This is a genomic window from Pseudomonas bharatica CSV86, assembly GCF_000319305.2.
GTDB classification, from domain to species: Bacteria; Pseudomonadota; Gammaproteobacteria; order Pseudomonadales; family Pseudomonadaceae; genus Aquipseudomonas; species Aquipseudomonas bharatica.
Genome location: NZ_AMWJ02000001.1, coordinates 2,381,707 through 2,403,009, shown reverse-complemented (window position 1 = coordinate 2,403,009; position 21,303 = coordinate 2,381,707). Strand labels below are relative to the sequence as shown.

Here is a 21,303-nt window from a genome sequence, read left to right as displayed (position 1 = left end):
AAAAAGCAGCAGCGCGATCGAGGCCATGGCCCGGTTTCAGGGGCCGCACGACGCTGGCACAGGGTTTGCCCTGCATTGGTCAACGCCACGCCCCTGTGCTCATTCGACCTTTTAGCGGACTGCTCCCATGCCCCACGACTACCTAGGCAACCCCCTCGACACCGACGACCAGCATGCTCGCCAGGGACTGGACGACTTCATCGGCGGTTTCATCGGCTACCATCCTCGCGCCGAAGCCATCCTGCCCACCGCCGATCGCCATCCGCAATCTGCACTGAGCAACGCCCTGGCCGGGATCCTGCTGATGTTCAGCGAATCTCCCGAAGGCCCGCTGCTGGCCGGGAAATACCGGCAGCGCGCCGCTGCGGTCGCCACGCCCCACCCCCGGGCCGCGCTCTACCTGGCTTTGCTGGACGCCTGGATCGACGATGACCTGGACCGGGTCCTGGGCCTGGGCAAGCAGCTTCTCGACACCTATCCCCGCGACCTGTTCGCCGCCAAGCTGACCCAGTACATCGAATTCAACCGCGGCAACTGGCCGGCCTTGCTGCGCATCGCCCTCAAGGCCGTCGCCGCGGCCCCGGAGATTGCCCAGAGCCACGCCATGCTGGCCTTCGCCTACGAGCAATGCCACCTGCTGGAAGAGGCCGAAGCCAGCGCGCGCCAAGCCCTGGCGATCCAGGCCGACGAGCCCTGGGCCCAGCACGCCCTGGCCCACGTGATGCTCACCGCAGGCCGGATCGAGGAAGGCATCGCCTTCCTGCAGGAGGTCAGCGGGCACTGGGAAGGCCTGAACTCCTTCATGTACACCCACAACTGGTGGCACCTGGCGCTGTTCCACCTGGCCCGCGGCGACGAGGCGCGGGTGCTGGAGATCTACGACCGGCACGTGTGGGGGATCCTGCCAGAGTATTCCCAGGACCAGGTCGGTGCGGTCTCGCTGCTGGCCCGCCTGGAGATCGCCGGAATCGACGTCGGAGCGCGCTGGCAGGCGCTGGCGCCCTATCTGCAACTGCGCCGGGGCGACACCGTGCAGCCGTTCCTCAGCCTGCAATACCTGTACGGCCTGGCGCGTGCCGACAAGCTCGAAGCGGACCTGCTGTTCGCCGCCCTGGTCGAACGCAGCCGCCAGGCCCCGGACTTCAGTCGCGCCGTCTGGGCCGAGGTCACCCTGCCACTGGCCGAAGGCCTGCTGGCCCATGCCCGCGGCGATCACGCGCGCGCTGCACGCCTGCTTGCCGGCAGCCTGCCGCGCCTGAACGAGATCGGCGGCAGCCACGCCCAGCGCGACCTGTTCGCCCAGATCGAACTGGATGCGCGGCTACGCAGCGGGGATTGGGCGGTCGCCCAGCAGTTGCTGGAACTGCGCCGTCGCTATGATGGCCTGGACGTGCCGAGCAACCGCCATCTGCAACGGGTGTATGCCGAGCTGAGCCTGCCGGTGCTGGCACAGCAGGCCCGGCAGCGGGTCGAACAGGTGCTGCTCAACCGCGCGCAGCGTGCACACCCGGGCGATAGCCCGGGCCACGCAATCGGCGGCAGCGGAACCGATGCTGCCGATGCTGACCTGGCGCCGGGCGCCACTACCCAGTTCCACGGCCCCGGTGGCCAAGGCGAACACCGTATCGCCATCGAAGGGCAGATGCGCCGGCCGCACCGCCCGGGCAATGCCGTCCTGGGCCATGATCGCCACGCGCTTGCACTCGGCGGTGCTCAATTGTGCGGTGCTCGCAACCACTACCAGGGTGGTATTGGCACCGGCCTGCAAGCGCCCCATCGAGTCCAGGCGCGACAGCTCGGGGATCGGGTCGCTGCAATCCTGGTCGCCGGCCGGCCGCACCCCACCGAATTCCCCGGCAATCTCCCAAGGCCAGGCCCAGAACGTGCGGCCATCGGGCATGTACACCGAGCCAATGGGATTGGCCACTACCAGCGCGGCGACCAGCAGGCCGTCGCCAAGGTCCAGCGAGGCCGTGCCCAGCCCGCCCTTGAGCACCCCGGCCATGGCCCCGCGTCCGGCACCGACCGCGCCCTGGGTGATTTCCGTGCCGGCATTGGCCAGGGCCTCGAAGCCCAGGCGCCGGTACGGCGGCTCCAGGCCCCATTGCTTATCGCCACCGTTGGCCAGGTCATGCAGCACGGCCGAGGGCACGATGGGGATCGCCGGGGCACCGGCCTTCAGGTGCAAGCCGACGCCCTCGGCGGACAGGGCCGCCGCCACCGCATCGGCAGCGCCCAGGCCGAATACCGAACCACCGGCAAAGACCAGGGCATGCAACTGGCCGACCATGTTCTCCGGCTCCAGCGCCGACGACTCGCGCCCACCGGGCCCGCCGCCGCGGATATCGACGCTGGCGGTGCAAACGCGGGCGGCGCGGATCACCGTGACGCCAGTATCGACCCGAGGATCGGTGGCATGGCCGACAGTCAGGCCGGGAATATCGGTAAGGGCGTTGCGGGGACCGGGGAGCGGCATGCGGGTAATCCTGATAGGTCGTGGTACGGGGTGGTCAGCAAGTGATGTGCCAGGCCGACGATTGATGTTGGTTTTCAGGGCTTTATCGCTGGCAAGCCAGCTCCCACAGGGTCCGCAGCGTTGACTTGCCAGCGATTGGAGCGGCAGGGCCACCGCCGTCCCGACTGTAGAAAAACCAGCAGCCTGCCCCCGGTATCGCTGAAAAAACACCAGCCAACTGCACCACCAATCTCCAACCCACTGTTTTAAAAGACTTTTCACGCCTGGCACAGGCCTTGCTCAGCCCCCTCCACCAGAGCTTGCCCCAACAAGCCGACCTTCTACCGACCTTTCCGGAGTAAGCTCCCTATGCGTTCCTCGATCCGCACGGCCTTGCGGCCCCCTCGCAAAGCCTTCGCCTACAGCCTGCTGTTCCTCGCCCTGGCCGAAGCGCTACCGGTGCTGGCCGCCGACAACCCGCTGGACACCGTGGTGGTCATCGGCAACCGCGGCCAAGCCAGGACCCTGGCGGAAAGCCCGGCGCCAGTCGATGTGATCTCGTCGAAACAACTGCTCGCTACCGGCCAGGGCGACCTGACCCGGGCCCTGAGTCGCGTGCTGCCCTCCCTCAACCAGCCGGCCTCGTCCGGCTTCGGCTCGACCTCGGTGGTTCGCCCCATCAGCCTGCGCGGCCTCAACGGCGACCAGGTGCTGGTGCTGGTCAATGGCAAGCGTCGGCACAACAGCGCCCTGCTCAACAACGGCACCTACCTCAACTCCGGCTCGCAGCCGGTAGACCTGGACATGATCCCCACCGCCCTGGTGGACCATGTCGAAGTCCTGCGCGACGGCGCCTCGGCCCAGTACGGCTCCGACGCCATCGGTGGCGTGGTGAACATCGTGCTCAAGCAGACCGACCACGGCGGCAGTGTCTCCACCACCTACGGGCAGAACTACGAAAACGGTGACGGCGAGACCAACCGCCAAACCGGCAACGTCGGCCTGGCCCTGCCCAACGACGGGTTCATCAACCTGGCCCTGGACGTCAAGCAGCAGAAGGTCTCCGACCGCTCCGACAAGGCGCCCTACACCGACAGCGCCGGCAACACCAGCCTGCAGCACACCTACTACGGCACCGGCCTTCCGGAAGCACGCAACTTCAGCCTCGGCTACAACGCCGAACTGCCGGTCAACGACAGCCTGAGCCTGTATTCCTTCTCCACCTACACCCGGCGCAATTCCGAAAAACCCCTGGCCTTCCACCAGCCGGCCAGCTTCGACGGCATCGCCACGCCCTTCCCGGAAGGCGTGGAAGACACCCTGCGCTTTATCGAAAACGACTTCCAGGTCGCCTTCGGTGGCAAGGGTACGGCGCTGGGCTGGGACTACGACCTCTCTACCACCTACGGCCAGGATCACGCCGAGGCGACCCTGCGCCACACCTACAACCTCAGCTATGGCGCCAGCTCGCCCACCTCGGTGGACACCGGGGTGAAGACCTTCAGCCAGTGGACCAACAACCTCGACCTGACCCGCGCCTTCGACCTTGGCCTGGCCAGGCCTACCCAGGTTTCCTGGGGCCTGGAGCAGCGCTACGAGAACTACAAGATCGGCAAGGGCGATTATGCCTCCTATGCCAGCGGCCCCTTCACTACCGGGGCCAGTGGCAACCCGATCGCCCCGGGGACCATTTCCGGCGCCGGCACCACACCGGCCGATGCCGCGGAAAAAGGCCGCACCAGCCTCGGCGCCTACGCGGAAATCGGCCAGGACCTCACCGAGAAGTGGCATGTGGACCTGGCCGGGCGCTACGAGGACTACAACGATGGCTCCGGTACCACCAGCAACGGCAAGTTCTCGACCCGCTACCAGCTGACCCCGATCCTCGCCGTGCGCGGGACCTTCAGCACCGGCTTCCGCGCGCCGTCCCTCGCCCAGCAGATCTATAGCTCGACGTCCCAGAGCAACGTCAACGGCAACCTGATCGACTACCGCAACGTCGCGGTGGATTCAGCCGTGGCCAAGGCCCTTGGCGCCACCACGCTGAAGCCGGAGAAATCCACCAACGTCAGCCTCGGCCTGACCCTGCAACCGAGCGACAACACTTCGATCACCCTCGACGCGTACCAGATCAAGATCAAGGACCGCATCGCCCAAACCGGCTACCTCGGCGGCACCCCGCAGATCGATGCGATCCTCGCTGCCGCTGGCCTGGCCACCAACCAGTCGGTGACCTACTTCACCAACGCCCTGGACACCACCACCCGCGGCATCGACCTGGTCGGCGACTATCGCCAGGACCTCGGCGCCTGGGGCGGCGTGCGCTACAACCTGGGCTTCAACTGGAACACCACCGAGATCGACGATATCCACGCCTCCTCCGTGGCCCGGCAAGCCCTCGGCCCGACCGGCGGCTACGACCGCCAGCGCCAAGGCAACCTCAAGCACGGCCTGCCGGAATCCAAGCTGCTGCTCGGTGCTACCTGGTCGTTCCAGCAACTTGAGCTGAGCCTGAACCTGACCCGCTACGGCGAGTACACCCAGTACGGCACCCTGGAGACCTACGACCGCACCTTCTCCCCGGCCTGGATCACCGACCTCAACCTGGACTACCACTTGACCAAGGACCTGACCCTCACCGCCGGGGCCAACAACCTGTTCAACAAGTACCCGGAACGCACCCACCTGGCGAGCAGCTCGGGCGGCTTTCCTTATGGCAACTTCTCGCCCTACGGCACCACCGGCGGCTACTGGTACACCGGCTTGAGCTACAACTTCTGACCCGCGGCCCTGCCAGCCGCGTGGCTGGCAGGGCTTTCGCCTGACCTACGGGAGCCCTTTCCATGACCCGTCGCACCGATCAACTCAAGCTGGGGGCGTTTCTCGCCAACAGCGGTCACCATGTCGCCGCCTGGCGCCACCCCCTGGCCCAGGCCGATGCCAGCCTGGACTTCGAGCACTTCAAGGCCATAGCCCGCAGTGCCGAGCGCGGTCGCTTCGACGCGCTGTTCGTCGCCGATGTGGTCGCCCTCTGGGGCCATCACCTCGACGCCCTGAGCCGTACCGCCCGCGGCGAGCATTTCGAGCCGCTGACCCTGATGGCCGCGCTGGCGGCGGTCACCGAGCACATCGGCCTGATCGCCACCGCCACCACCAGCTATAACGAGCCGTACCATATCGCCCGCAAGTTCGCTTCCCTCGATCACCTGTCCAAGGGCCGTGCGGCATGGAACCTGGTGACCTCGGTGGTTTCCGACGAAGCCTGGAACTTCGGTCGCGAAAGCCATATCGAGCACGCCGACCGCTACCAGCGCGCCGAGGAGTTCCACGATGTGGTCAAGGGCCTGTGGGACAGCTGGGACGACGATGCCTTCCCGCGGGACAAGGCCAGCGGCCAGTACTTCGACCCGGACAAGCTGCATACCCTGAACCACCGCGGCAAGCACTTCGCCGTGCGCGGCCCGCTGAACGTGGCCCGACCGCCCCAGGGCCATCCGGTGCTGGTCCAGGCCGGTGCCTCGGAGCCGGGCAAGGCCCTGGCGGCACGGGTCGCCGAAGTGATCTTCGCCTCGCACCACGAACTGCCGGCGGCACAGGCCTTCTACCAGGACATCAAGCAGCGCGCCGCCGCCCTCGGTCGCGACCCGGACCATATCAAGATCCTCCCCGGCGTTACCCCCTTCATCGGCGAGACCCGCGAGCAGGCCCAGGCCCTGTTCGACGAATTCCAGGCGCTGATCGACCCGGTATTGGGCCTGCGTCTGCTGGCCGACACCCTGGGCGAGGATATCGACCTGTCCGGCCACGACCTCGACGGCCCGTTGCCGGACACCCCGGTGGGACAGCGTGGCAGCCGTCGCGACCAGGTGCTGGAAGTGGCCCGACGCGACAACCTGAGTATCCGCCAGCTGTACCTGCGCCTGGCCGGGGGCAATCCGGTGATCGGTACGCCGGAGGACATCGCCGACACCTTCGAGGCCTGGTTCCAGGGACGTGCCTGCGACGGGTTCAATGTGTTCTTCCCGTATTTCCCCGGTTCCATCGACACCTTCGTCGACCGGGTGATCCCCCTGCTGCAGGCGCGTGGGCTGTTCCGCCACGAGTACGAGGGCCGCACCCTGCGCGAGAACCTCGGCCTGCCGCGTCCGGCCAACCGCTTCAGCGCCAGGCAGGAGGCCCGCGCATGAAGACATTGCCCGGCCTGCTCCTGACCCTGGGCTGCCTGGCCGCAGCCCCGGCGTTTGCCCTGAATATCCTGCTGAGCAACGACGACGGCTACCAGCATCCGAACATCCGCGCGCTCTACACCACCCTTAAGGCAGCCGGGCACGAGGTGAGGATCGCCGCGCCACAAAGCGAACAGAGTGCGCGGGGCGGCGCCTTCCTCTACGGCCGCGAAGTCCGGGTGGGACGGGACAGCGATCCGGCCTACCCCGACAGCTACTACATCAGCACCCATGAAAGCGGCGTGTGCAGCAGCCCGGCCTGCGCCGGCCAGGCGGTGCAGATCGAGATCAGCGGTACACCAGTCATGGCGCTGTTGATGGGCCTCAAGAAGATCCAGCCGAACCCGGACCTGGTGATCGTAGGGCCCAACCCCGGCAACAACGTCGGCGCCATCAACAGCGCATCGGGCACCTTCAATGCCGCCGGCTTCGCCGTGCGCGCCGGCTATCCGACCCTGGCGGTGAGTACCGACCTCAAGGACAAGGACCCGCAACGCATCGCCCGTCAGGTGCTGACGCTGGTGGAAGCCCTCGACCGGCATCGCCAGCCCGATGGCAGGCTGTTGCCGGCCGGCCTCGGCCTGAACATCAACTTCCCAGCCGACAACACCGCGCTCAAGGGCGTGCGCCTGACCCGCATCGGCAGCTACGTCGGCTTCGACACCCTGTACACCGACGACCTCGGTCCGCTGTTCCCGGCCCAGGCCGGCAAGCCGGGCATCAGCTTCCAGCGCAGCGCCCCGGCGACCCCGGCGCAGCAGGACGACGAAGCGGTGTGGCTGGCCAGGGGTTACCTGACCATCAGCCCGTTCAACGGCCAGTTGCAATCCAGCGACCAGGCCGGCGCCGCCCGTGCCCTGGCCGCCCTGCCCCTGATCAGCGAGGACACACGACCATGAGTGGCGGATTCTCCCTCGGCTTTCTCAGCCGGGTGTACCGGACCGAGTACAACCCCCGGGTCTACCGGGAAACCCTGGAACTGTTCGAAGCCGCCGAGGCACTGGGCTTCGACAGCGGCTGGGTGGCCCAGCACCACTTCGCCAGCGAGCAGGGCCGCCTGCCTTCGCCGCTGGTATTGCTCTCGGCGATTGCCCAGCGTACCCGGCGCATCGGCCTGGGCACCGGGATCATCGTCCTGCCCCAGGAGCCGGCCCTGCGTCTGGCGGAAGACGCCGCGGTGCTCGACCTGCTGAGCAACGGGCGCCTGGAACTGGGGCTGGGGGCGGGTTTCGACCCGGACACCTTCAACGCCTTCGGCCTTGCCCACGAACAGCGCCATCGCGACTACGAGAACAACCTGCAACGGCTGCAGACCGCCCTTGGCAACGGCCCCCTGAATCATGACGGGCTGCGTCTGCAACCACAGGTCCCGGGCCTGGGCGGGCGCCTCTGGGAAGCCACCTCGCGGGTGGAGCTGGTGGCGGCCCGCGGCAACGGCCTGATCATGGCCCCCAACCCGCACCTGCCGGCCCAGGCCGGCGTCGAGCTGGTCCAGCGCTACCGCGACGCCTGGACCGGCGACAACGGCACCCCGGCGCGCATCGCCCGGGTCCAGGGCGTGTTTCCGCTGGCCCACACCCCGGGCTTGCGCGAAGACATCCAGCGCTACCTCGCACGGCAGAAAAGCATCGGTGTCTACCAGGGGCCGCTGGACGGCGACTTCGACGACATCCTGCAACGCCTCGGCGTGCTTCACGGCGCGCCCGCAGCGATCGTCGAGGGCCTGGGCAGCGGCCCGCAGCTGGGCCGCCACGATCACCTGATCGTCCAGGTGCAGAGCGCCAGCACGCCGCTGGGCGACGCCATCCGCGCGCTGCAGATCATCGCCGAAGAGGTGGCCCCGGCCCTGGGCTGGCGCCCCGCCGTGGCCAGAACCGCCAAGGAGTTTTCCCTGTCATGAGCACTACCACGTCCCGCCCGCCGTTCAAGCTGGGCTTTCTCACCCATGCCTTCGGCGAAGATGCGCAACAGACCTACCGTGACCTGCTGGAGCAGTTCGAAGTCGCCGAAACCCTGGGCTTCGATGGCGGCTGGATTGCCCAGCACCACCTGAGCAACGGCTTCGGCCGCCTGCCCTCGCCGTTGCTGGCCCTGGCCGCCGTGGCCGAGCGCACCCGGCATATCGAGCTGGGTACGGCGGTGACCGTGCTGCCCTTCGAGGACCCGGTACGCCTGGCCGAGGATGCCAGCGTGCTCGACCAGCTCAGCGGCGGCCGGGTGCAACTGGGCCTGGGCAGCGGCGGTGCCAACCTGGACGGTTTTTCAGCGTTCGCACGGGACGCCGGGCAACGCCAGCAACGCTTCATCGAGGACCAGCAACGCCTGCAGGGGCTGCTCAACGGTGACGCGCTGTTCCCCGGCAGCGCTCTGACCCTGCAACCGCCCGCCCCCGGCCTGGCCCGTCGGCTCTGGCATTCCCACGGCAGCCTGGACGGCGCGCGCTATACCGCCAGCCAGGGCAACGGATTTCTCCTCGGCACCGCGACCCATGATCCACTGACGGTGCAGAAGCCCCTGGCCGAGGCCTATCTCAAGGCCTGGGACCACCCGACGGAGCCCCCGCGGATCGGCGTGGTTCGCGCGGTCTTCCCCGCCGCCGACCGCGCCAGCGCCCAGGCCGAGCTGGCGGTGGATATCGAGCGCCATGTACCGCGGCTGCAGCGGGAGGGCCTGATCGAACAGGCTATCGACCTGGAAGAACACCTGCGCCTGCTCAATGTTCATCACGGCCATCCCGACGAGGTGATCCGTGGCCTGCGCGAGGATCCCTCGGTGCTACCCTACGCAGACTATCTGATCGTGGTGGTCCAGGCCGAGAGCTCCAGCCAGGAGCAGGTCCTGCGCCGCCTGCGCATCGTCGCCGAGACCATCGCCCCGGCCCTCGGCTGGCAGCCGCGGCCTGTCCAGCCGGGGGCAGCGGTGAGATGATGGCACTTCCCCTGTTCTCTCTTGCTGCGGAGCCTGTGCATGGCCCTTGAATTCAGCTGGCAACTGCCGCTGTGCACCCCGACACCCACGCCGGGCCAGTGGATCCAGTTGGCCCAGGCAGTGGAATACGCCGGACTCGATGGCCTGTGGATCCCCGGCGGCGCACCTTGTGCCGACAGCCTCGGAGTGGCTGCCGCACTGTGTGCCCACACCCGCCACCTGCACCTGAATGTCAGCGTACCGCCAGAGGTGGTGCTGCCCGCCGCACTGGCCAGCACCCTGCAAAGCCTGCAATCGATCAGTGCCAACCGCGTCCGCCTGCACCTGCCCGATGGCGACCGTGACAGCCTGCGCCAGGCGTTCGGCGAATGGCTCAACCGCGACCAGCGCAACGAGCGTATCGGCGAGTACCTGGAGATCCTCCAGCGCCTGCTTCGGGGCGGGGACAGTGGCTTCAACTTCAGCGGCCGCTACTTCCAACTGGAAAACGCCGGCTTCGCCCGCCGCCCCCTGCCCGCCCCGCCCCTGATCCTCGACGACAGCCATGATGCCCGCCTGATCGCCAGCCACGCCGACCTGTGCCTGCTACGGTCGGCGCCACCGGCCTGGCTGGAGCAGGAAATCCTCCGCCTGCAAGGGCGAACGGGCTTCGTTTGCAGTTTCGGCCTGATTCTCGGCGCCACCGAGGAACTGGCCTGGGAAGTTGCCGCACAGCGCTTCCCGGCCCCTGCCGAGCCCCCGGCCAGCGCAGCGGTGCGGCGCCTGGCCCGTGACCGCCAGTTGGAGGTGCATCCCAACCTGTTGCAACCCGGCCCCGGCCAGCCACTGTACCTTGTGGGCAACGCCCAGCAGATCGCCACGCGCCTCGGCGAGCTGCACGGCCTGGGCATCGAACATATCGTCATCCAGGACCAGCCGGCGGTGGCCGAAGTCCTGCGTTTCGGCGAACGGATATTGCCCCTGCTCCGGGAGCAGGGCCTGCGCAAGGAGCGCCAGCGTCATGAGCGGTGAACGTCGCAAACCCCTGGAACTGAACTGGTTCCTGCCCACCAATGGCGACGGCCATCACCTGACCAGCAGCGGCCTGCCCAAGGTCGGCCTGTTCCAGCAAGGCGAGCGCGAGCCGAACCTCGACTACCTGCGGCAGATCGTGCGGGCCGCCGAACTGTCGGGTTTCGACGGCATCATGGTGCCCACAGCCAGCGGCTTCGAGGACCCTTGGCTGATCACCGCGGTGCTGGCCCAGGAAGTCCGGCGCCTGCGTTTTCTCCTCACCTTGCGTCCCGGCCTCGAACTGCCGGCCTGGAGCGCCCATCGCGCGGCGACCTTGCAACTGCTCAGCGACAACCGCCTGGACCTCCACGTGGTCAGCGGCTCCAGCCGTTTCGAACAGCGCTCGCTAGGGGACTACCTGGAGCATGACGAACGCTACGCGCGCACCGGGGAATTTCTCCAGGCCTTCCAGGCGGTCTGGTCGGGGCGGCGCCAGCCTCATCATGGGCGCTACTACCGCTGCGCAGGGGAAACGCCGATCGACCCGCGGGCGCAGATGCCGGCGATCTACTTCGGCGGGGCCTCCAGCGCCGCCGAGCAGGTCGGTGCGGCCCATGCCCAGACCTGCCTGATGTGGTGCGAACCACCGGTGATGATCGCCGAGCGGATCCAGCGCATGCGCGAACTGGCGGCGGTTCACGGGCGGACCTTGCGCTTCGGTTTGCGCGTGCATGTGTTCGCCGCCGCCACCGATGATGCGGCCTGGAGCCATGTACAGCGGTTGCTGGACGAAATTCCCAAGGACGCCATCGAACGTGCGCAATCGCAACTGGCCAGTTATGAGTCGGTGGGGCAATCGCGGCAGAGCGGGCTGGTCAAGGGGCGTGGGCGTCAGGCGCGGGAGCTGGAGGTATCGGCCAATCTCTGGGCCGGGGTCGGCCTGGTGCGCGGTGGTGCCGGGACGGCACTGGTGGGGAGCTATCAGCAGGTAGTGGAGCGGATCGAGGAGTATTACCAGTTGGGGATCGACTGCTTCATTCTTTCCGGGTTTCCCCATCTGGAGGAAGCGATTCATCTGGGTGCGGAGTTGTTGCCGCAATTGCGCCGGCTGGCAAGCATCGACCCGGGGCAGTCCCAGGATACATATCGTTCCTGAGGGCCTCATCGCTGGCAAGCTGCTCCCACAAGGACCGCGTGCACCGCGGACCCTGTGGGAGCTGGCTTGCCAGCGATAGGGGACTCAAGCCATCAGGCGATGGCCTTGTCCACCAGTTCCTGCGCCTCGCCCACCAGACGCTGCAGATGCGCATCGTCGATAAAGCTCTCGGCGTAGATCTTGTAGATGTCCTCGGTGCCCGACGGCCGTGCGGCGAACCAGCCGTTGGCGGTCATGACCTTCAGGCCACCGATGGCCTGGTCGTTACCCGGGGCATGGCTGAGGATCTGCTGGATCGGCTCGCCGGCCAGTTCGGTGGATTTCACCTGCTCCGGCGCCAGCTTGCTCAGCAGCGCCTTCTGCTGCGGATTGGCCTTGGCCTCGACGCGGGTGGCGAACGGCTCGCCCAGTTCGGCGGTCAGCGCGGCATAGGCCTGGGCCGGGTTGCGACCGGTGCGGGCGGTCATTTCGGCCGCCAGCAGGGCCGGGATCAGGCCGTCCTTGTCGGTGGCCCAGACGCTGCCATCCAGGCGCAGGAAGGACGCGCCGGCGCTCTCCTCGCCACCAAAGCCGAGGGAACCGTCGAACAGGCCGTCGGCGAAGAACTTGAAGCCTACCGGTACTTCATACAGGCGACGGCCCAGACGCGCGGTGACGCGGTCGATCAGGCCGCTGCTGACCACGGTCTTGCCCACTGCCGCGTCGGCACGCCACTGCGGACGGTTCTGGAACAGGTAGTCGATGGCCACCGCCAGGTAGTTGTTCGGTGCCAGCAGTCCGGACGGGGTGACGATGCCGTGGCGGTCATGGTCCGGGTCACAGGCGAAGGCCACGTCGAAGCGCTCGCGCAGGCCGATCAGGCCTTGCATGGCATAGGGCGACGATGGGTCCATGCGGATCTGCCCGTCCCAGTCCACGGACATGAAGCGGAAGGTCGGATCGACCTCGCGGTTGACCACTTCCAGGTTCAGCTTGTAGTGCTCGGCAATCGCCGACCAGTAGCGCACCCCGGCGCCGCCCAGCGGGTCCACGCCAAGGCGCAGGTTGGCGCCACGGATGGCGTCGAAGTCGATGACGTTGACCAGGTCGGCGACATAGGTGCCGACGTAGTCGTGCCGATGGGTGGTGGAAGCCTTCAGCGCCTGCTCGTACGGCATGCGCTTGACGCCCTTGAGGCCCTCGGCCAGCAGTTCGTTGGCCTTGGCCTCGATCCACTTGGTCACGTGGCTGTCGGCCGGGCCGCCATTGGGCGGGTTGTACTTGAAGCCACCGCTTTGCGGTGGGTTGTGCGAAGGCGTGATGACGATGCCGTCGGCCAGGCCCGAGGTGCGGCCACGGTTGTAGCAGAGAATGGCGTGGGACACCGCCGGGGTCGGGGTGTATTCGTCGTCCTTCGACAGCATCACCTCGACGCCGTTGGCCGCCAGCACTTCCAGAGCGCTGGCCAGCGCCGGGGTCGACAGGGCGTGGGTGTCGGCGCCGATGAACAGCGGCCCGTCGATGCCCTGGGCCCGGCGGTACAGGCAGATGGCCTGACTAATGGCAAGGACATGATGCTCGTTGAAACTCAGGTCCAGGGAACTGCCGCGATGGCCGGAGGTACCGAAGGCGACACGCTGGGTGGCCACGGCGGCGTCGGGCTGGCCGGTGTAGTAGGCGGTCAGCAGGCGCGGAATATCGACCAGGATGGAGGCCGGGGCCGGTTTGCCCGCCAGAGGACTGAGCTTCATGCAAAACCTCAAGAATGGAAATCAGGGTGGTGAAAAAACGGGAGTTTACTGGCACTTCGACTGTCTGGCGATGGCGAAGATTCCCACGCCCCGGCTAATTGTCCTGCGGTGCCCACCAGGTCGGGAACATGCGGCGTATACGCGCTTCGGCGAAGCGGTCGTCGATCAGCATGACCATGCCGCGGTCCTCGGTGCCGCGGATCACCCGGCCCGCTGCCTGGATCACCTTGCGCACCCCCGGGTAGAGGTAGGTGTAGTCGAACCCGGAACTGAACAGTGCGCCCATGCGCTGCTTGAGCTGTTCGTTGACCGGGTTGACCTGGGGCAGGCCCAGGGTGGCGATGAAGGCGCCGATCAGGCGCGTACCGGGCAGGTCCACGCCTTCGGCGAAGGCGCCGCCCAGCACGGCAAAACCGACGCCCTGCCCGTTTTCGACGAAGCGCTCGAGAAAGCCCTGGCGTTGCGCTTCGTCCATCCCCGAAGACTGTGCCCATTGCACGATGCCCGGGTGACGCTCGGCCAGCAGGCCGGACACCTGTTGCAGATAATCGAAGCTGCTGAAGAACGCCAGGTAATTGCCCGGCTGCTCGCGGTATTGCCCGGCGATCAATTCGACGATGGGCGCCAGCGAGGCCTGGCGGTGCTGGTAGCGGGTCGACACCTGGCTGACGATGCGCACCTGCAACTGCTCGGCCACGAACGGTGACTGCACCTCCAGCCAGGCGGTGTCGGCGGGCATGCCCAGCAGGTCGGCGTAGAAATGCCGGGGGTTGAGGGTCGCGGAGAACAGCGTGACGCTGCGGGCCGCCCCCATCCGCGGGCCGACCAGCGGGGCCGGGACCACGTTGCGCAGGCACAGGGTCGCCAGGCGCTTGCGCCCTGCCCCGCGCACGCTGATATCGAACAGGAAATGCTGGTCGAACACCTCGCTCAGGCGCACGAACTGCAAGGCCTGGAAAAAGAACTGCAACAGCGCCGGGTCCACCGCCTGCGGGGTGCGGTTCATCAGTTCCTGGACCAGCCCGACCACGCGCAACAGCGCCTTGATAAAGGCAGCCGGCAATTGCTCGCCGGCCTGGTAGGGGGCGACCTGGTCCTTGTACAGGCGGTTCCACTCGCGGTTCAGCCCCTGCAAGGCACTCCCCAGGCCCGCCGGTGGATCGCGGCGCAGGGCCTGCAAGTGAAACTGGTCGAGACTGGCGCTGTACATCTGCCGGGCCCGCTCCACCAGGTTGTGCGCCTCGTCCACAGCGACGGCCACACGCCATTGATCGGTCTGCGCCAGGCCGTAGAGCAAGGCATTCTGGTCGAAGTAGTAGTTGTAGTCGGCCACCAGCACATCGACCCAGCGCGCCAGTTCCTGGGCCAGGTAATAGGGGCAGACCTGATGGGCCAGGGCCAGTTCGCGGACCTGCGCCTTGTCCAGCAGCGGCACCTGCATCGCGGCGGCCCGGGCCGCCGGCAGGCGATCATAGAAGCCCCTGGCCAGCGGGCAGGCCTCGCCATGGCAGGCGGTGCCGGGATATTCGCAGGCCTTGTCCCGTGCCACCAGTTCCAGGCTGCGCAGGGCCAGTTCCGGGCTGGCCGCCATGACCTGGCGCAGGGCATCGAGCGCCAGGCCACGCCGGGGGTCTTGGCGGTAAGGAAGAAGATCTTGTCCAGTGGCTGCCTGGCCATGGCCTTGAGCAGCGGAAACAGGGTGCCGAGGGTCTTGCCGATGCCGGTGGTGGCCTGGGCCATCAGGCAGCGGCCGGTGCTGACCGCCTTGTACACGGTTTCCGCCAGTTCGCGCTGGCCCTTGCGAAAGGACGGCCAGGGAAAACCCAGGGCGCCCAGGCCGGCATCGCGCAGCAGCAGGCGCTGCGATTGCGCCTCGGCCCATTGCATGAAGCGGCCGCACTGCTCGTCGAAGAACGCGCGCAGTTCGGAGGCGTTGGCACTGGTCTCGAAACGGGTTTCCTGGTCGCTGTCCACGTCCAGGTAGACCAGCGCCAGGTTTATCGATTCCAGCCCACGCTGCCGGCACATCAGCCAGCCGTAGATCTTCGCCTGCGCCCAGTGCAGTTGCCGGTGGTTGTCCGGCTGGCTGGCGAGGTCGCCGCGATGGGTCTTGATCTCTTCCAGGCAGTTGCGCGCCGGGATGTAGCCGTCGGCACGTCCGCGTACCTCCAGTTCGCCGAAAACGCCCTCCAGTGCCACTTCCGCCTCGTAGCCCTCGCCCCGCCTCGAGACCACCCGCCTGTGCCCGGCAATGCCCTCCTGGGCCGTGGGCGACGGGGTGAAACGCAGGTCGAGATCACCGACCTTGGCCGTGAATTCGCAAAGCGTGCGCACCGCGACCTTGTAGGTCATGCCGCGGCCCATTGCACATGGCAGACATCCACGGGCAGGCCGTGAAGGGTGCAGAACTCGATCCAGCGCAACTGGTTGTCCTGCAGGCGGTCGCCGGGGCCCTTGACTTCGATCATCCGGTAGCGTTTTTGCGCAGGCCAGAACTGGATCAGGTCGGGCATGCCGGCGCGGTTGGCCTGGATGTCTTCCAGCAGGCGCAGGAAGCATTGCTTCAGGTGCTCCGGCGGCAGGCAGTCGATTGCCAGGTCGAGCAATTGCGGGCTTAGCAGTTCCCAATGGACGAAGGGCGATTGCAGGCCGTGCTTGGCGGCGTAGGTGTCACGCAGGGCCTGGCGGTAGCGGCCGTCGTCCAGTTGCGCCAGGCAGTCGGCGAACAACCCGGCGCGGCGCTGGTGGAAGCCGGCGTCGTGCAGGTCCTGCGGGCCGCTCTGGAACGGGTGGAAGAAGGCGCCCGGCAGCGGCGCGAAGATGGCCGGCCAGCACAACAGGCCGAACAGGCTGTTGAACAGGGTGTTTTCGACGTAATGCACCGGAGCGTCGGCTGTTTCGAAATGCACCAGCACCGCCTGTTCGACGCCGAGGGCGGACCACTCGGGTGGCAGGATCAGGTCGAGCCGGCTGATGGCCTGGGCCCTGCGCCGGGACTGCGGCGGGCCACCGAGCTTGCGTTTCAGGCGCGGCAGGATGCGCCCCAGGGCCTGGGCTTCGGCGGCGTTGCCGGGACGCTCGGCAGCCTGGGTCGCCAGGTCGAAGGCCGATTGGTACTCGCCGCGGTTTTCCAGCACGCGGATATGCCGCTCGCGGGCCTGGGGATGGGCGCACCCGGAATAGATCGAAAGCGCCCGCTCCAGATGGCCGGCGCGCTCGCACAGGTAGGCGAGCTGGTAATGCAGCTTGGCCCGACGCCGTTGCAGCCAGGGGTTTTCGGTGTTCATGCCGTCGAGGCGGGCGAGCAGCGCATCGACGTCCACCTCGCCTTCCAGTTGCTCGGCGCAGGCATGCAGGGCCAGGCACAGCTCGATATCGTCACGGCCGCGCAAGGCCCGGCAGTCGGAACTGAAGGGAACCTGCTCGTAGCGCAGCACGCCGAGGTCGGCGAGAACGAACTCCGACCAGTCCTGGTATAGGTTGCCGAAGAACAGCAAGCGCAGGCGGTCGCATACCGCCTGCTGGCGCAGGGCATAGACCGGATCGGGAGCTTCGGGCCACCACTCACGCAGGGGCCGGGGCTCGGCGAAGCCTTCGCGCAGTTGCTCGAACAGCTCGTGCTTGGCAGCGTTCGGGCGGCTCAGATGGGCAGCGAAACAACGGGCGATCTCGTCCTTGAGCAGGAGCTGGAACAGCTCCTCCAGGGCCAGCGGGGCCTCGCTATCGACCCAGCCCAGCTCCAGCAACGGCGCCATGGCCTGCGCCGTGGAGCCGATCTCCCCATAACTCAGGCGCCGTTCGCGAAACAGCAGGCCCTTGCGCATCACCATACGTACCAGCAGCGCCTGGCTGGCCTTGGGCAACAGGCGAAACCCGTCGATGAAGCCACGCTCCTCGGCATCCAGCACATCGGCATAGCGCAGGTGCAGCCAGTCCAGCACCTGGCGGAAGTTGTGCAGGTAGTAGAAGGGGTCGTTGCGGGAATCGGCGATCACGGGCGAGCAGTACCTGGGAAATCAGGCACTGGTTATACATACAGATAGTAGCTGCTGACAATCACCGTGGATCGGATCGAGGCCAACCCGCAGCCACTCGGTGCCCTTTCAGCTACCACAGGGTTAGCGGCGCACACAGGACCTGTGGGAGCTGGCTTGCCAGCGATGAGGCCAGCAGGCGCAATGAAAAACGCCACATCCATTACAGCTTCGTTAACAAAGCTTAAACAAATAGCTGCCATTTTCCTTCAGCCAGCCCTCCAAGGATCCGTCCCACACCATGCCCGTCCTCGTCACCGGCGCCGCCGGCTTCATCGGTTTCCATCTGGCCCGGCGCTTGTGCGAGGCAGGCCTGGAGGTGGTCGGCATCGACAACCTCAATGCGTACTACAGCGTCGAGCTCAAGCACGCCCGCCTGCAGCAGCTGGCGCAATGGCCGAACTTCCGTTTCCGGCTGGTGGAGATCGCCAACCAGGCCGAGCTGCTGGCGTTATTCGCCACCTTCGACTTCAGCGAGGTCTTTCATCTGGCAGCCCAGGCCGGCGTGCGCTACTCGCTGGACAACCCAGGGATCTACGCCCAGGCCAACCTGGTGGGCTTTCTCAACATCCTCGAAGCCTGCCGCCAGCACCCGCCGCGTCATCTGGTCTACGCCAGCAGCAGTTCGGTGTACGGTGCCAACGCCAAGCTACCGTTCGCAGTCGAGGACCCGGTGGAGCAACCGGTGTCCCTGTATGCCGCGAGCAAACGCGCCAACGAGCTGATGGCCCACAGCTATGCCCATCTGTACGGCCTGCCCATGACCGGCCTGCGCTTCTTCACCGTCTACGGCCCCTGGGGGCGCCCGGACATGGCGCTGTTCAAGTTCACCGAGGCGATGCTCGCCGGCCGCCCCATCGATATTTACAACCACGGCCTGATGGGCCGCGATTTCACCTATATCGACGATATCGTCGAAAGCCTGCTGCGCCTGCGCCTCAAGCCGCCATTGGCCACCAGCGGCAGCCCGCCCTGCCAGTTGTTCAATATCGGCCGTGGAGAGCCGGTGCGCCTGCTGGCGTTCGTCGACTGCCTGGAGAAAGCCCTGGGCCTCCAGGCGCGGCGCAATTACCTGCCGCTGCAGCCCGGCGACGTACTGGAAACCTGGGCCGACGTATCGTCCCTGGCGCGCTGGATCGATTTCTCACCCGGCATATCCCTCGAACACGGCGTCGGCCGGTTCGTGGGTTGGTACCGCGATTTCTACCGCGTCCAGCCTTCCCTCCAAGCCTTCAGGTAACCCCGATGATCGACGTTTCGGTATTGATTCCGGCGAAAAACGAAGCCGAAAACCTGCCGCCCTTGCTTGCCGAGATCCGCAGCGCCCTGGGTCACGAGCGCTATGAGGTGCTGGTGGTCGATGACGGCAGCGAGGATCAGACCCTGGCGGTGCTGCAACGTCTCAAGGCCCAGGGTTTCGAGCAACTGCGCATTCTCCACCATGATCGATCGCTCGGTCAGAGCACCTCGCTGTGGCACGCCGCCCAGGCCGCACGAGGCGCATGGCTGGCGACCCTGGACGGCGACGGCCAGAACGACCCGGCGGATATTCCCGGCATGCTCGAACTGGCCCGTAGAACGCCTGGCCTGCAATTGGTGGCCGGGCATCGGGTCAACCGTCGAGACACCGCGAGCAAGCGCTGGGCCTCGCGCCTGGCCAACGGCCTGCGCCGGCGCCTGCTCAAGGACGCCACCCCGGACACCGGTTGCGGCCTTAAGCTGATCGAGCGCGCCGCCTTCCTGCGCCTGCCCTACTTCGACCATATGCACCGCTACATCCCGGCGCTGGTCCTGCGCCATAACGGACGCATGCAGGTGCATCCGGTCAACCACCGGCACCGTCGGGCCGGCACCTCCAAATACGGCAATATCGACCGCGCCCTGGTCGGCATCCTCGACCTGGTGGGGGTCTGGTGGCTGATCCGCCGCACGCGCCTCGATGCCCAGGCGCAGGAGCTCGCAGAATGACCCGGGAAACCCTTTGGCTGATCGTCGGCTTCGCCGGCCAGACCGTGTTCACCGGCCGCTTCGTCCTGCAATGGCTGTACAGCGAGTTCAAGCGGCGCAGCGTGATTCCGGTGGGTTTCTGGTACCTGAGCATGCTTGGCAGCGCCCTGCTGCTGAGCTATGCCATTTACCGCGAAGACCCGGTGTTCATCATCGGCCAGTCCGTCGGTTTCCTGGTCTACCTGCGCAACCTGCAACTGATCGCGCGCGACAAGCCGCAGGAGCCCTAGCCGATGTCCAGGTTCGCAACCGCCAGGGACGAAGGCCTGGCCCTGGTCATCCTTGCCGTGCTGCTGATTAGCGCCGGGATCGGCTGGCGCCAGCCGATGAACGTGGATGAAGAACGCTTCCTGGGCGTCGCCCTGGAAATGCTGCAGAACGGCGACTGGTTCATCCCTCATCGTGCCGGGGAGATCTATGGCGACAAGCCGCCCCTGTTCATGTGGACGGTGGCGTTGTTCACGGTGCTGAGCGGGCTGCCCAAGGTCGCTCTGTACCTGCCGGGGCTGTTGTCGGCGGCGACTATCACCGCAGTGCTCTACGACCTTGGCCGGCGCCTGTGGAACCGCCGCGTCGGACGCATCGCCGCGCTGCTGTTCCTCGCCACCTACCAGAGCTACAGCATCCTGCGCACCGGGCAAATCGACAGTTTTCTCTGCCTGTGGGTGGCCCTGGGCTTTTACGGGCTGATCCGCCATCTGTTGCTGGGGCCGGCCTGGGGCTGGTTCCATGCGGGCTGCGTGGCGATGGGCCTGGGCATCATCAGCAAGGGCGTTGGCTTCCTTCCGGCGTTGATGCTGCTGCCCTATGCCTGGGCTGTGCATCGGCGCTGGTCCGGTGTGGCGCTCATGCCCGGCCAGGGCTGGCGCTGGGTACTGGGGCTGGTCTGCGTGCTGGGTGGCTGCGCGTTCTGGCTGCTGCCCTTGCTGGCATCGATCGCCCATGGTGGGGGTGCGGCGGAACTGGCCTACCTCAATGAGATCCTTCTGCGCCAGACCGCTGCCCGCTACACCAATGCCTGGGACCATCGCGAGCCGTTCTGGTACTTCTTCAGCAGCGTGATTCCCAAGTATTGGCTACCGCTGCTCCTGGTCCTGCCGTGGACGATACCGGCGTGGCGCCGGCAACTGCGCAAGCACGACGGGCGCTTCCTGGTACTGCTTGGCTGGGTCGCGCTGGTGTTGCTGTTCTTCAGCCTGAGCAGTGGCAAGCGCAAGTTGTACATCTTCCCCGCCCTGCCCGGCCTGGTGCTGGCGATTGCGCCGTTGTTGCCGTGGTTGCTGGGGCGCTGGTTCCGGGGCCACGCGACGTGGCGCAAGATGTTCATCATCCTGACCGTGGTGTGGTTCAGCCTGTGGTTCCTGCGCGGCGTAGTGGAACCCTTCAAGGAAGGGCGCAATCCCCATGAGACCCTTATGGCCGAAGCCGCCGAGGTTACCGGCGGCGCCGAACTGGCGCTGGTGCAGTGGCGCGAGGGGCACTGGCTGTTCGCCCGGCAGCCGATCGTGCATTTCGGTTTTGCCCGCTCCACCACCGAGAACGCGCTGTTCTGGATGCGCCAGCATCCGGGTACCTTCGCCCTGCTGCCGGAGACCGGGCTGCAGCGCTGCTTCGATGTCGGCAAGGCACGCAAGCTGGGCGATACCTCGCGGGCACGCTGGTATGTGGTGGGCGGCGATGCGGATAACCGCAAGTGCGAGGCGGCGGCGCCGGATCAGGTGTACCGGTTCGCCTGGAGCCATGGCTTGGGCCGAACGTCACGCTAACCCGCGTC

General features: G+C 66.9%; 15 protein-coding genes and 1 pseudogene. 11 read left to right on the top strand and 5 right to left on the bottom strand.

The window, feature by feature from the left end:
* Positions 1-142: 142 nt before the first annotated feature.
* The gene (locus tag CSV86_RS31860) at positions 143-1,279 is read right to left on the bottom strand and encodes a hypothetical protein (RefSeq protein ID WP_170394578.1); all 1,137 of its coding nucleotides are present in this window, start codon (positions 1,277-1,279) and stop codon (positions 143-145) included.
* Between the two features lie 42 nt (positions 1,280-1,321).
* Positions 1,322-2,476 carry a P1 family peptidase gene (locus CSV86_RS10790; RefSeq protein ID WP_170394575.1) on the bottom strand — a complete coding sequence of 385 codons (1,155 nt, stop codon included), beginning with the start codon at positions 2,474-2,476 and terminating at the stop codon, positions 1,322-1,324.
* 348 nt (positions 2,477-2,824) lie between these two features.
* On the opposite strand from CSV86_RS10790, the gene CSV86_RS10785 reads away from it, so the two are divergent.
* From CSV86_RS10785 to CSV86_RS10755, 7 genes are all read left to right on the top strand, one after another.
* Positions 2,825-5,236: a TonB-dependent receptor plug domain-containing protein gene (locus tag CSV86_RS10785; RefSeq protein WP_009406959.1), complete on the top strand. Its 2,412-nt coding sequence runs from the start codon at positions 2,825-2,827 to the stop codon at positions 5,234-5,236.
* A 62-nt stretch (positions 5,237-5,298) separates the two neighbouring features.
* Positions 5,299-6,642: an LLM class flavin-dependent oxidoreductase gene (locus tag CSV86_RS10780; protein WP_009406958.1), complete on the top strand. Its 1,344-nt coding sequence runs from the start codon at positions 5,299-5,301 to the stop codon at positions 6,640-6,642.
* Positions 6,639-7,580 carry a 5'/3'-nucleotidase SurE gene (locus CSV86_RS10775; RefSeq protein ID WP_009406957.1) on the top strand — a complete coding sequence of 314 codons (942 nt, stop codon included), beginning with the start codon at positions 6,639-6,641 and terminating at the stop codon, positions 7,578-7,580. Before CSV86_RS10780 ends, CSV86_RS10775 begins: the two co-directional genes overlap by 4 nt.
* The gene (locus CSV86_RS10770; RefSeq protein ID WP_009406956.1) at positions 7,577-8,581 is read left to right on the top strand and encodes an LLM class flavin-dependent oxidoreductase; all 1,005 of its coding nucleotides are present in this window, start codon (positions 7,577-7,579) and stop codon (positions 8,579-8,581) included. The genes CSV86_RS10775 and CSV86_RS10770 overlap by 4 nt, the downstream gene beginning before the upstream one ends.
* Complete coding sequence (locus CSV86_RS10765; protein WP_009406955.1) at positions 8,578-9,609, top strand: LLM class flavin-dependent oxidoreductase; 1,032 nt, start codon at positions 8,578-8,580, stop codon at positions 9,607-9,609. Before CSV86_RS10770 ends, CSV86_RS10765 begins: the two co-directional genes overlap by 4 nt.
* A gap of 39 nt (positions 9,610-9,648) precedes the next feature.
* Positions 9,649-10,620 (top strand): LLM class flavin-dependent oxidoreductase, encoded by a 972-nt coding sequence (locus tag CSV86_RS10760; RefSeq protein WP_009406954.1) that lies wholly within the window; start codon positions 9,649-9,651, stop codon positions 10,618-10,620.
* On the top strand, positions 10,610-11,758 hold the full coding sequence (locus CSV86_RS10755) for an LLM class flavin-dependent oxidoreductase (RefSeq protein WP_009406953.1): 1,149 nt from the start codon (positions 10,610-10,612) through the stop codon (positions 11,756-11,758). Before CSV86_RS10760 ends, CSV86_RS10755 begins: the two co-directional genes overlap by 11 nt.
* Positions 11,759-11,850: 92 nt before the next feature.
* Here the strand turns inward: CSV86_RS10755 and pgm are convergent, their stop codons facing one another.
* The 3 genes and pseudogenes from pgm to CSV86_RS10740 form a co-directional block, all read right to left on the bottom strand.
* Positions 11,851-13,488: a phosphoglucomutase (alpha-D-glucose-1,6-bisphosphate-dependent) gene (gene pgm / locus CSV86_RS10750; RefSeq protein WP_009406952.1), complete on the bottom strand. Its 1,638-nt coding sequence runs from the start codon at positions 13,486-13,488 to the stop codon at positions 11,851-11,853.
* Positions 13,489-13,582: 94 nt separating this feature from the next.
* Positions 13,583-15,840: pseudogene (locus CSV86_RS10745) on the bottom strand (ATP-dependent DNA helicase).
* Positions 15,837-17,483 carry a VRR-NUC domain-containing protein gene (locus CSV86_RS10740; RefSeq protein ID WP_009406949.1) on the bottom strand — a complete coding sequence of 549 codons (1,647 nt, stop codon included), beginning with the start codon at positions 17,481-17,483 and terminating at the stop codon, positions 15,837-15,839. Before CSV86_RS10740 ends, CSV86_RS10745 begins: the two are co-directional and overlap by 4 nt.
* A 280-nt stretch (positions 17,484-17,763) precedes the next feature.
* On the opposite strand from CSV86_RS10740, the gene CSV86_RS10735 reads away from it, so the two are divergent.
* From CSV86_RS10735 to CSV86_RS10720, 4 genes are read left to right on the top strand one after another with little or no spacing between them, the layout of a single operon-like run.
* Positions 17,764-18,762 carry an NAD-dependent epimerase/dehydratase family protein gene (locus CSV86_RS10735; RefSeq protein WP_009406947.1) on the top strand — a complete coding sequence of 333 codons (999 nt, stop codon included), beginning with the start codon at positions 17,764-17,766 and terminating at the stop codon, positions 18,760-18,762.
* Positions 18,763-18,767: 5 nt separating this feature from the next.
* Positions 18,768-19,490, top strand: a complete 723-nt coding sequence (locus CSV86_RS10730; RefSeq protein ID WP_009406945.1) for a glycosyltransferase family 2 protein — start codon at positions 18,768-18,770, stop codon at positions 19,488-19,490.
* Complete coding sequence (locus CSV86_RS10725; RefSeq protein WP_009406942.1) at positions 19,487-19,759, top strand: lipid-A-disaccharide synthase N-terminal domain-containing protein; 273 nt, start codon at positions 19,487-19,489, stop codon at positions 19,757-19,759. The genes CSV86_RS10730 and CSV86_RS10725 overlap by 4 nt, the downstream gene beginning before the upstream one ends.
* A gap of 3 nt (positions 19,760-19,762) precedes the next feature.
* Positions 19,763-21,295 carry an ArnT family glycosyltransferase gene (locus CSV86_RS10720; RefSeq protein ID WP_009406941.1) on the top strand — a complete coding sequence of 511 codons (1,533 nt, stop codon included), beginning with the start codon at positions 19,763-19,765 and terminating at the stop codon, positions 21,293-21,295.
* The last annotated feature ends 8 nt before the right edge of the window (positions 21,296-21,303 follow it).